At 73.2% G+C, this 10,782-nt stretch carries 11 protein-coding genes; 5 read left to right on the forward strand and 6 right to left on the reverse strand.

Going from position 1 to position 10,782, the window contains the following annotated elements:
• Positions 1–372 precede the first annotated feature (372 nt).
• On the reverse strand, positions 373–1,200 hold the full coding sequence (locus AC0AIB_RS21900) for a DUF72 domain-containing protein (RefSeq protein WP_465097387.1): 828 nt from the start codon (positions 1,198–1,200) through the stop codon (positions 373–375).
• 276 nt (positions 1,201–1,476) lie between these two features.
• Here AC0AIB_RS21900 and AC0AIB_RS21905 point away from each other — a divergent pair, with 276 nt between their 5' ends.
• Positions 1,477–2,205: a Clp protease N-terminal domain-containing protein gene (locus tag AC0AIB_RS21905; protein ID WP_328339387.1), complete on the forward strand. Its 729-nt coding sequence runs from the start codon at positions 1,477–1,479 to the stop codon at positions 2,203–2,205.
• A gap of 154 nt (positions 2,206–2,359) precedes the next feature.
• On the opposite strand, the gene AC0AIB_RS21910 is transcribed toward AC0AIB_RS21905, so the two are convergent.
• Complete coding sequence (locus AC0AIB_RS21910; protein WP_328339385.1) at positions 2,360–2,878, reverse strand: hypothetical protein; 519 nt, start codon at positions 2,876–2,878, stop codon at positions 2,360–2,362.
• A 97-nt stretch (positions 2,879–2,975) separates the two neighbouring features.
• Positions 2,976–3,173 carry a DNA repair protein gene (locus AC0AIB_RS21915; RefSeq protein ID WP_328339383.1) on the reverse strand — a complete coding sequence of 66 codons (198 nt, stop codon included), beginning with the start codon at positions 3,171–3,173 and terminating at the stop codon, positions 2,976–2,978.
• Between the two features lie 197 nt (positions 3,174–3,370).
• Between AC0AIB_RS21915 and AC0AIB_RS21920 the strand changes: the two genes are divergently transcribed.
• The gene (locus AC0AIB_RS21920) at positions 3,371–4,033 is read left to right on the forward strand and encodes a GNAT family N-acetyltransferase (RefSeq protein ID WP_328339381.1); all 663 of its coding nucleotides are present in this window, start codon (positions 3,371–3,373) and stop codon (positions 4,031–4,033) included.
• Between the two features lie 430 nt (positions 4,034–4,463).
• Positions 4,464–4,805, forward strand: coding sequence for an STAS domain-containing protein (locus AC0AIB_RS21925; protein WP_328339380.1), 342 nt, complete (start codon positions 4,464–4,466; stop codon positions 4,803–4,805).
• 4 nt (positions 4,806–4,809) lie between these two features.
• On the opposite strand, the gene AC0AIB_RS21930 is transcribed toward AC0AIB_RS21925, so the two are convergent.
• Complete coding sequence (locus AC0AIB_RS21930; RefSeq protein WP_328339378.1) at positions 4,810–6,318, reverse strand: glycoside hydrolase family 3 N-terminal domain-containing protein; 1,509 nt, start codon at positions 6,316–6,318, stop codon at positions 4,810–4,812.
• Positions 6,319–6,467: 149 nt separating this feature from the next.
• Between AC0AIB_RS21930 and AC0AIB_RS21935 the strand changes: the two genes are divergently transcribed.
• Positions 6,468–7,643, forward strand: a complete 1,176-nt coding sequence (locus tag AC0AIB_RS21935; protein ID WP_328339376.1) for an ROK family transcriptional regulator — start codon at positions 6,468–6,470, stop codon at positions 7,641–7,643.
• A 120-nt stretch (positions 7,644–7,763) separates the two neighbouring features.
• Here AC0AIB_RS21935 and AC0AIB_RS21940 read toward each other — a convergent pair whose 3' ends face one another.
• Together AC0AIB_RS21940 and AC0AIB_RS21945 are read right to left on the reverse strand one after the other, a co-directional pair.
• Complete coding sequence (locus tag AC0AIB_RS21940; protein WP_465097384.1) at positions 7,764–8,777, reverse strand: ABC transporter permease subunit; 1,014 nt, start codon at positions 8,775–8,777, stop codon at positions 7,764–7,766.
• Complete coding sequence (locus tag AC0AIB_RS21945) at positions 8,774–9,805, reverse strand: ABC transporter ATP-binding protein (RefSeq protein ID WP_465097385.1); 1,032 nt, start codon at positions 9,803–9,805, stop codon at positions 8,774–8,776. Before AC0AIB_RS21945 ends, AC0AIB_RS21940 begins: the two co-directional genes overlap by 4 nt.
• Positions 9,806–9,935: 130 nt before the next feature.
• On the opposite strand from AC0AIB_RS21945, the gene AC0AIB_RS21950 reads away from it, so the two are divergent.
• Complete coding sequence (locus AC0AIB_RS21950) at positions 9,936–10,766, forward strand: ABC transporter ATP-binding protein (RefSeq protein ID WP_328339370.1); 831 nt, start codon at positions 9,936–9,938, stop codon at positions 10,764–10,766.
• The last annotated feature ends 16 nt before the right edge of the window (positions 10,767–10,782 follow it).

Consider the following 10,782-nt stretch of genomic DNA (forward strand, 5'->3'; position numbering starts at 1 on the left):
ACCGGGCGCAGTAGGCGGCCGAGGGCGGCCCGGTCGCCGGCGGGTCACCGGGGTCGGGGCCGAGGCGCTGCACCACGGGCAGCGGGCCCTGGCGTTGTACCGGGCCGCCGGTCACCTGGTCGGAGAGGCCGGCGCCCGCAACGCAGTCGGTTGGGCGCACGCCCCGCTCGGCCAGTACCGACCGGCGCTCGACCACTGCACACAGGCGCTGACGCTGCTGGGCCCGACCGATGACCGGCACGGCGAGGCGAACCCCCACCCCCACCCCCCACCCCCCACTGAGTTGATCAAGAGGTTTACGTCAGGGGATCAGCCCGGCCTGACAGAAATCTCTTGATCACCGATGAGATCTGAAGGGCTCCGGGGAGGGGGTCAGAACAGGGTTGGGGGGGTGGTGGGGATGGGTTCCGGCAATGGGGGCAGGGAGGGCACCTGCGCCCGTACCTCGTCGTGGAATCGGCGGGCGAGCAGTGGCGCGTCGGCGTTGTCCGGGGTGTGCACGAACATGGTGGGTGAGCGACCCTCCCGCAGCCAGCCGGCGGTGATCTCGACCCAGCGCTGCCAGCCCTCGACGGTCTCCGGCTCGGCGTCGCGGCCGAGGTAACGGACGATCGGCCGGTCGGTCAGCGCGGCCGTCCGCAACGGCAGGCGGGGCTTCCTCGTCCACGCCTCCCGTTCCGCGTCACTGGTCGGCGGGTTGGCGAAGAAGGCGGTGGTGTCGAACGGAACCCACTCGGCCGATGCGTCGGCGAGCACCCCTTCCAGCAGTCGGGTCGCGCGCGGGTCGGTGAAGAAGGCGGGGTGGCGGACCTCGACCGCGTACCGGTGGGTGGTGGGCAGCCGGCGCAGGAAGTCGGCGAGCACGGGGACGTCCGCCGGGGCGAACGAGCCCGGCACCTGGATCCACAGGGCGTGGGCGCGGCTGCCGAGCGGCTCGATCGCGTCGAAGTAGACCCGCAGCGGCTCGTCGGCGTCGACGAGCCGGCGTTCGTGGGTGACGACCTTCGGCAGTTTGAGGACGAACCGGAAGTCGGGGTCGGTCTGCCGGGACCAGGACGTCACGGTCTCCCGGGTCGGGGTGGCGTAGAACGTGGTGTTCCCCTCGACCGCGTCGCACCAGCCGGCATATTGCCGAAGCCGTTCGTGCGCCGGCAGCGGATGCGGCAGCAGCCGACCCTGCCACGCCCGGTGGGTCCACATCGCGCAGCCCACGTGCAACCGCATGATCCCGATCCTCCCGCAGCGCCGTCCGACCGGCCCGGCCGTCCGCCGCACGGTATCGGAGCGGCGTCGGTCCGCGTCGGGCGGTCCGGCGCGGCAGCGGGCCTACACCGTTCGCCCGGCATCCGTCGGCGGTCGTACCGGTGATGCGGCAGAGGTCCGGTGGTTCACCGAGAGTTTCGGGATCTGCTCACTGCGGAGTCATAACGTCAACCTTGGGTTGACGATGGAGGCTCGTCAACCTATGGTTGACGCATGACGGAACCCGGCAAGCTCCCGCACCCCGTACGTCTCGACGAGCTGATCCAGGCGATCAAGAAGGCCCGTCCCGATGCGCTCGACCAACTCAGCGACGCGGTGCTCGTCGCCGACCACCTCGGCGACCTCGCCGACCACCTGATCGGTCACTTCGTCGACCAGGCCCGGCGCTCCGGCGCCTCCTGGACGGAGATCGGCAGCAGCATGGGGGTGAGCAAGCAGGCCGCCCAGAAGCGCTCCGCCACGAAGGCCGACGCCGCGGCGGCCCTGGACCCCAACGCCGGTTTCAGCCGCTTCACCCCCCGGGCCCGCAACGTGGTGATCGCGTCGCAGGAGGAGGCCCGCACTGCCGGCAACCCGGAGATCCGGCCGGAACACCTGGTGCTCGGCCTGCTCGTCGAGCCCGACGGCCTCGCCGCGAAGGCCCTGGTCGCCGAGGGGTTGAGCCCGGAAGCCGTCCGGGAGGCGGTCACGGCGGCGCTGCCCGCGCCGGCCGACCAGGTCCCCGACCTGATCCCTTACGACGCGCAGGGCAAGAAGGCCCTCGAACTCACCTTCCGGGAGGCGCTGCGGCTCGGACACAACTACGTCGGCACCGAACATCTCCTGCTGGCGCTGTTGGAGTTGGAGGACGGCAGGGGCGTGCTGTCCGGGCTGGGCCTGACCAAGGACCGGGTCGAGGCCCAGGTCGCCACCGCGCTCGCCGGGTCTGCCGGCGGGAAGTGACCCACCCGGCCGGCGGTGCACCGGCACCTGGACGCACGGCCCCACCTGGCACATCACAGGGTGTCCACCGTGCACGCCGGCCTGTGGGTAGGGCGACACCTGCGGCGTCGGCCGGGCGCGACAGCGTGGCGCGTCCGGCCGACGCCGGGCCGGTTCAGTCGGCGTCGGGGAAGCCGTAGCGCAACGCATGCTCCGGATCGGCCGGATCGATCTGCCGGATGCCGGCGTCGGCGAGGCGCTTGTTGACCTCGTCGAGCTGCTCGCGCACCAGTCGGGCCTCCTCCTCGGTGACCCGGCCCCGGTGCGGCCTCCCGGCGTGGTCGAGGGTGCCGTAGTCGATCTTCTCGGCACTCTTGCGGGCCTTCGGCGGGCGGACCCGCTCGGCCGTCCTCAGCAACTGGGCCATCGGCGTGTCGGTGGCCATCGCGTCGAACTCGCTGGCGGTCACCACCACCCGGCGCGGTTCCCCGCCGGCGTGCCCGTCGTGGATCTCCACCACCGCCACGTCGAGCGCGGCGTCGTCGATGTTCTCCACCTCGGTCACCGTGGCGTCCAGCTGCACGGGCCCGGCCACCAGATCGGGATGCTCCAGTACGACGACCCTGACCACCTCGTCGTCGGGACGCAGCACGGTGCCGCTGAAGTCGGAGACGTGAATCGTCTTCTTGCCCATGCGCTGCGCTTCTCCTGTCGCTGGCCGGAATCGACCACAGGACGCTACCCGACAGGTGTGCGAACGCCCCGGCCGGACACCCCGGCGGGGGCATCCGTCAGTGGGCGGTGAGGCCGCGCCGGGAGGAGGACCCGGCGGGGAGGACGTTCAGCTCGTTCCAGGAGAGCCGGGTGTCGACGCCGCGACCGCACCGGGCCTCCCGGTATCGCGGTTGGGCCGGGAAGCGGCCGGCGGCTTCCGCCGTACGCCAGATTCGTGCGTCCTGCTGGTGCCGGTCATTTGGTTGCATGGGCATGACCATTACCGTCCCAAAGAAAGGTGTACATGTATGGAAATAGATATGACGCACGGTCGATGGACCGGGTTCCGGTGAGGCAGCTCACGATCCGGTTCTCCTCTACCCACGCACCACCCTCGGCAACCGGGCGTCGGCCGGGCCGGGTCGGCGTACGGTGGATCATGGAGGTGTCCATCGGGTGAGAGGGGCGGACGGTGCTGGACCGGCGGCTGTACCTGCACCTGGTGACCTGGCTCGGGCAGTGGCCGGCCGGGCCCGGTCTGCACGTGGTCGGCTCCCGGCGCCGGGCGCGCCCGGCCTGGGACGGTCGCCCCCGTCCGGCCGTCGCGGTCCGGGTCGCCGGCAGCACCGTGCTCTCCGTGCCGACGCGGCGGGTCGAGGCCGTCCGGGCGCTGGCCGGGGGACCACGGTCCGCGCTGTACGAGGCACTGCCGGCGGCGGTCGGACAACCTGGCTGGGTGGTCCACGACGACGTGTTCCGGTGGTGCCTCGCACCGGCGGCGCTGCCCGACGTCGGCGGGTGGACCGCCCCCACGGATCCGGCTTTCCCGCCCTGGCTGCACCTGTTCGACACCGAGGTGCTCGTGGTCCGCGACGCCGACGGCGGTTACCTGGCCGGCGTCGGCATCAAGCGACACGACGCGTACGGGCACGAACTGGCCGTCGGTACGGTGCCCGCGGCGCGCGGCCGAGGGTTGGCCCGACGGCTCGTCGCGCAGGCCGCCCGGCGGGTGCTCGACGAGGGGGCCGTCCCGACCTACCGGCACGACCCCGGGAACATCGGCTCCGCCCGGGTGGCCGAGGCGGCCGGCTTCCCGGACCGGGGCTGGTCGTCGTACGGCGTGTACCCGCCCTGACCTGGCGTGACCGGCGGTCGGGAGGTCGGTCCGCAGCGAGGTTGTCCTGGGCGGGTCGGTCCGGTGCGACGCGGTCCGCAGTGGGGCGCGGACCGTGGATCCCGGGCCGGATCCACGGTCCGCAGCCTGCCCCGGGCACCGCCCTGGCCGGGCGCTGCCGGTGGACTCTCGGCAATGGTGACGCTACGTACTTTCTGCGCCTCTCGGCAAGGGGTCCTCGGCGCGCCATGTCTGTCTGGTAGTGGACTTGAGCTGCAAGGACAGGGAAATCCGGCCTTGAAGCTTGGTGACTCACGGTATGTGTTTCGGGTGGTCGAATGCCCCGGCGGCGGTGCTGGTGGATCGCTGTCAGAACCCACCGGTAGGGTCGGGCGTCGCGGCGAGGGTCGACGCGAGCGGTCGCTGGCCGCTTACCAGGAGTGGACGGGTCATGCAGCTGCCGACGCCGAGCGACGGGCACGGCCGAGTGGTGCTGGCGCCGGTGGGTGACCTGGACACCGCCACCGTCGCCGGGCTGGAACGCGCTCTCGACGAGGCACTCGGCCGGCCCGGCCTGTTGGAGATCGTCGTCGACCTCGCCGCCGTCACCTTTCTCGACTCCACGGCGGTGGCCGCGCTGCTGCGCGGAGCGGCGGAGGCGGTCGGTCGGGGTGCCGCCCTGCGGCTGACCGAGCCGCAACCGGTGGTGGCGCGGGTGCTGCGGATCACTGCGGTCGGTCCGCTACTCGGCCTCCCCGACGATCACGGCGACCCGGCACCCTGGCGTCGTTGACCCCTCACGGCCCGGTCAGGCCGAGTGCCTCGGCTGCCGCCCGGCCGTTGGCGTGGCTCGCGCCGTAGGTGATGACGAAAGCCCGCACCCCGGCTGGCCGCCACCGACCGGGCCAGCCCATCTCCACCACCGCCACGCGGTGCGTCGCGGCCAGCGCCTCGACCAGGGCGGGACCGCCTGGCAGCCGATGGAGGTGCCGCCCGACCAGCACGACCGGCCTGTCCGCCGCGAGCTCCCGCACCGCCGCCGGATCGGTGCCGGTGTCGACCACCCGGACCTGCTCGACGGCGGTCAGGTGCGGACCCAGCCCCCAGGGCACCCGGCCCTCGGCGACGGTGTGGGCGGCGTGCACCTGCACCACCAGGGGGCGGTCGAACCCGGTCAGGTCGCCCTCCACCCGGACGGCCCGCCGCGCCGCCTCGTATCCGAGCGGTCCGGCACCGGGTGGGTCGGAGCCGAGCGGGCCGGGACCGGACGGGAGAGAGCCGGGTGGGACGGGGCCGGTCGGTGCGGCGGGTCGGGTCCGGGCGGCGAGCACGGCGGCCCGGCCGGCGGCCTGTTCCACCCGGGCCCGGTCCAACCGGCCGTCCCCGATCGCCCCGACGATCTCGGCCACCACCCGCTCGACCAGCGCGGCGTCGACCTTCGCGCCCACGCAGAGCAGGTCCGCCCCGGCGGCCAGAGCGCGTACGGCGGCCGGGCCGATCCCGCCGGCGGCGACGGCCGCACCCTTCATCTCCAACGCGTCGGTGATCACGGTGCCGGTGAAGCCGTACTCACCGCGCAGCAGGTCGACCAGGACGGTCCGGCTGAAGGTGGCCGGCCCGTCCCCGGTCAGCGCCGGTACCCGGATGTGCGCAGTCATGATCGCCTGCACGCCCGCGTCGACTACCGCCGCGAACGGCGGCAGGTCACGCTCCCGCAGCAGGGCCCGACCGGCGTCCACGGTGGGCAGTTCGTGGTGCGAGTCGGCGACGGTGGCGCCGTGGCCGGGAAAGTGCTTGGCGCAGGCCGCCACGCCGACCGACTGGAGACCGGTCACGGCGGCGGCCGAGTGCGCGGCCACCCGGGCCGGGTCGGCGCCGAACGCACGGGTGCCGATCACCGGATTCTCGTCGGCGGTGTTGACGTCGACCGTGGGAGCCAGGTCGACGGTTACCCCGACGGCGGCCAGTTCGGCACCGATGGCCGCGTAGATCCGGCGGGTCAACGCGGTGTCGTCGACCGCACCGAGCGCCGCGTTGCCCGGGTACGGGCTGCCGGTGGCGTGCGCCAGCCGGGTGACGTCGCCGCCCTCCTCGTCGATGGCGACCAGCACGTCGGGCCGGGCGGCGCGCAGCGCGGCGGTGCTCGCCGCCAACTGGGCCGGGTCGCGCACGTTGGTGCCGAAGAGGGTGTGCCCGGCCAGCCCTTCGGCGACCAACTCGACCGCCCAGTCCGGCGGCACCGGCCCCGGGTACGCGGCCAGCAACGTGCCAAGCACCAACCGGCGCAGTCCGGGATCCCGCCCCACGTGAATTCTCCCTTCGCGGTCGGACGGCACGAGTGTCGGCGCGGGCGGCCGGGTCGTCCGAGTTCCCCGGCACGGGGTGGCCGATACGCTACGGACAGCCCTGACCAGCGATGTGGTCAGCAGAGTTTACGAAAACCAGAGGACGTGGCATGAGTGCGACCCGGCTGCCCGGCACCCCCCGACTGTTGCGGGCGCTCAACGACCGTGCGGCGCTGGAGCTCCTGCTCGAACGCGGCCCGCTCACCCGCGCCCGGCTCGGCGAGCTGACCGGCCTGTCCAAGGTCACCGCCTCACAGCTGGTCGAGCGGTTGGAGGAGCGGGGGCTGGTCGCCCGGGTCGGCGAGCAGGCAGGTGGGCGGGGGCCGAACGCGCAGCTCTACGCCGTGCGGCCGGGCAGCGCGTACGTGGTCGGAGTGGACGTCGGCGCGGAACGGGTGGTGGCCGCCTGCGCGGACATCACCGGCGCGGTGGTCAGCCGGGTCGAGCAGTCCACCCGGGACACCGACGACCCGGTCGGCGTGGTGCACACGGCGGTGGTCCAGGCGGCCAGCCGGGCCGGCGCGCAGCTCGACAGCGTACGGCGGGTGGTGCTGGGCACCCCGGGCCTGGTGGACCCGGCCACCGGGGACATCACCTTCGCCTTCAACCTGCCCCGCTGGCACCGGGGACTGCTCGCCGCGCTGCGCGAGGACCTGCACACCCCGGTGGTATTCGAGAACGACGTCAACCTGGCCGCGGTCGCCGAGGCGCAGTCCGGGGCGGCCCAGGGGCTGGCGGACTTCGTCCTGGTCTGGGTGGGTGCCGGCGTCGGTCTGGCGATCATGCTGGGTGGCCGGTTGCACCACGGCAGCAGCGGCGCGGCCGGTGAGATCGGCTACCTGCCGGTGCCGGGGGTGCCGATCCCCCGGGACGTCTCGCGCCGGGCCAAGCCGGCCTTCCAGCAGCTCGCCGGGGCGGACGCGGTCCAGGCGGTGGCCCGTGAGCACGGCATCGACGCGCCCGACGCGGCCGATGCGGTGCGCGCTGCCGTCGCCGCGGGCACCACGGGTGGTCCGCTGCTCGACGAGCTGGCCCGCCGGCTCGCCCTCGGGGTGGCCAGCACCTGCGTGGTGCTGGACCCGCCGCTTGTGGTGCTCGCCGGTGAGGTGGGGCAGGCCGGCGGCGTGGCGCTGGCCGAGCGGGTGCAGCACGAGGTGGCCGCGATCACCCTGGTCCGGCCGCGGGTGGTGCCCACGGGGCTGCCCGAGGAGCCGATCCTGCGGGGGGCCCTGCGGACCGCGCTGAACGCCGTCCGGGACGAGGTGTTCGGGTCGACGGTCGGTTGACCGACCGCCCCGCCGATCCGTCGCCATGAAGGAATACTTCACCAGCGTGCCGCTCACGGCAAGATGTTGCCGTGAGCGGCACGCCGGCCCGAGGGCGTACCAGAGCAGTCCGAGGGCGTACTAGAGCAGGTCGCGGCGGCGGAACGCGGCGAACGCGGACCCGGCGACCGCCCCGGTCAGCGCCAGCAGCACCAGCAGCGCCGGAGCCCAGGTGATCGTGTAGAGGCCGCCGTCACAGGCACCGCCACCCGGCGGGCAACCATTGTCGTCCCAGAGCTCCACCTTGCCGGTCAACCAGGCACCCAGGTAGGTGGAGAGCATCAACTGGTCCGGCCGGGCCACGTCGAGGATCTCCAACACCACCCGGCAGCCCAGTTCCCAGACCACCGCGTACGCGGCTACCGCGCCGAGCGCCGCCGAGGTGTGCCGACCCAGCGTGGCGATTCCGAAGCCCACCACCGTGGTCAGCAGCACCAGCACCAGGCCGCGCCCGTAGATGGCCCCCAACCGGCCCCAGAACTCCCCGTCCAACGAGCCCGGCAGACCGGCCGTCTGCCCGATCGTCCAGAAGGTGCCCAGGTAGAACACCGTGGCCAGCACCGAGAGCACGGCCACCACCCCGACCAGGGTGGCCAGCTTCGTGCCGAGCACGGTGAGCCGACCCGGACGCCAGAGCAGCAGGTTGACCACCCCGCCGGAGTTCAGGTCGGCGCCGATGTACGACGCGCCCACCAGGAAGCCGAACAGCACCAGGAACGCGATCAGGAAGTAGAGCAACCCCTGGGCCTGCTGGGAGAAGACGAAGACCGACGAGAGATAGTCGGCGGCCACCGGCAACTGCTCCATGCGCGCCGGGTCCAGCTCGCTGCAGTCGGCCGGCACGTAACCGGAGTCCTCGGTGACCGGGATCTCGCCCGCCTTGATCCGCAGGCAGCGGGTGTGTTCCGCCTCCATCGAGGCCACCGCCTGCGCGGCCTGCTCCTGCGCGACCGACAGCTCACGGGCCGTCGGCTGGTGCGAACCGATCAGGGTGGTCGCGGTGGTCACCGCGAAGGCCACCGCGAGCAGCAGCACCATCAGCTGGACGAAGCGTCGGGCGGCCAACCGCTCCACCTCGGCACGGACCAGGTTCACGCGTCCACCCTCCGACCGTCGGTCCGGTCCAGTTCGATAAGCGGTTCACCTGCGCTGCCGACGCCGTCCGGGGGGACATCGTCCGGTGCGGTGCCGTCCGTCTGCCGGGGCGGGGCCGCCCCACCGGTGAGTTCGAGGAAGACACTCTCCAGGTCCGGCCGGATCGGGGTCAGCTCGCGTACCCACAACTCCTGCCCGCCGAGGGTGCTGCTGATCAGCTCCGGCTCCGGCGCGGCACCGACCACCAGCGAGCCGTCGGAGTGCGCGGTGACCGTCAGCCCGGCCGCCCGCAACAGCTCCGCGCCCCGCTCCGGCTCGGCCACCCGGACCCGCCACTCGTGCGGGTCGTGTCCGGCCAGCACGTCGTCCACCCGGCCGGCGGCCACCCGACGACCCTGCGAGATGATCGTGACGTGGTCGCAGATCAGCTGGATCTCGGCCAGGATGTGGCTGGACACCAGCACGGTCACCCCGGACTCGGCGAGCGTGCGCATCAGGTCCCGCATCTCCCGGATGCCGGCCGGGTCCAGCCCGTTCGCCGGCTCGTCCAGGATCAGCAACTCCGGGCTCTTCAACAGCGCCGACGCGACCGCCAGCCGCTGCTTCATGCCCAGCGAATAACCCTTCACCCGGTCCTGGCCCCGCTCCCGGAGGCCGACCTGGTCCAGCACCTCGTCCACCCTCGACGTCGGCACGCCACCGGCCACCGCCAGCAACCGCAACGTGCGGTGCCCGGTGAAGTTGCCGAAGAACTGCGGGCTCTCCACGATCGCGCCGACCCGACCGGCGACCCGGGCCAACTGCTCCGGAGCCGGTGCGCCGAGCACCCGCAGCTCCCCGGCGTCGGCGTTGACCAGCCCCAGCAGGGCGCGCAGCGTGGTGGTCTTGCCGGAGCCGTTCGGGCCGAGGAAACCGTGCACCTGGCCCGCCTCGACGATCATGTCGAAGCCGTCCACCGCCACCCGGCTACCGCGCCGCAGGGTACGGAACGTCTTGCGGAGGCCGGCGATCTCGATGACCCCGCTCATCCGCACCGCCTCTCGTCTCGTACAGGCATGGGGCGTCCTCCCGGTGTGGTGACCAACGACACGGCGCCCCACCCTATGGCCGCGCCACCGTCCTTGGGGGGCCGCCCCGGCTGCGTGGTTGGATGGAGCGGTGACTGGTGACCCGATCCCCGCCGCAGCCGCCCCCTCTACCGTGGACGCGGATCTGGTGGTCAGCCTGGCCGGCGTCGCCGTCCGGCGCTCCGGCACCGCCCTGCTGCACGACGTCGACTGGCAGGTCGAGCTGGACGAACGGTGGGTGGTGCTCGGCCCCAACGGCGCCGGCAAGACCACCCTGCTCAGCCTCGCCTCCGGTCGGCTGCACCCGAGCACCGGCGTCGCGCACGTGCTCGGCGAGCGGATCGGCCGCACCGACATCACCGAGCTGCGGACCCGGATCGGCCTGACCACCGCGGCGGTGGCCGAGCGGGTTCCCGCCGAGGAACGGGTCAGCGACGTGGTGGTCACCGCCGCCTGGTCGGTGGTCGGCCGCTGGCGGGAGAGCTACGACCCGGCCGACGAGGCCCGCGCCCGTGCCCTGCTCGGCCAGTTCGGCGTCGGCCACCTGGCGGACCGGACCTACGGCACCCTCTCCGAGGGGGAACGCAAGCGGGTGCAGATCGCCCGCGCGCTGATGACCGATCCGGAGCTGCTGCTGCTCGACGAACCGGCCGCGGGGCTCGACCTGGGTGGGCGCGAGGACCTGGTCGGCCGGCTCGCCGAGCTGGCGTACGACCCGGACGCCCCGGCCCTGGTGCTCGTCACCCACCATGTCGAGGAGATCCCGCCCGGCTTCACCCACGCGCTGCTGCTGCGCGACGGCGCGGTGGTCGCCCAGGGCCTGCTCGCCGACACCCTGACCGGGGACAACCTCAGCAAGACCTTCGGCCTACCCCTCACGGTCGAACGCCGCGCCCACCGCTGGACCGCCCGCGCCGCCTAACCCCCCACCCCCCACC

The organism is Micromonospora sp. DSM 43699 (genome assembly GCF_055517075.1).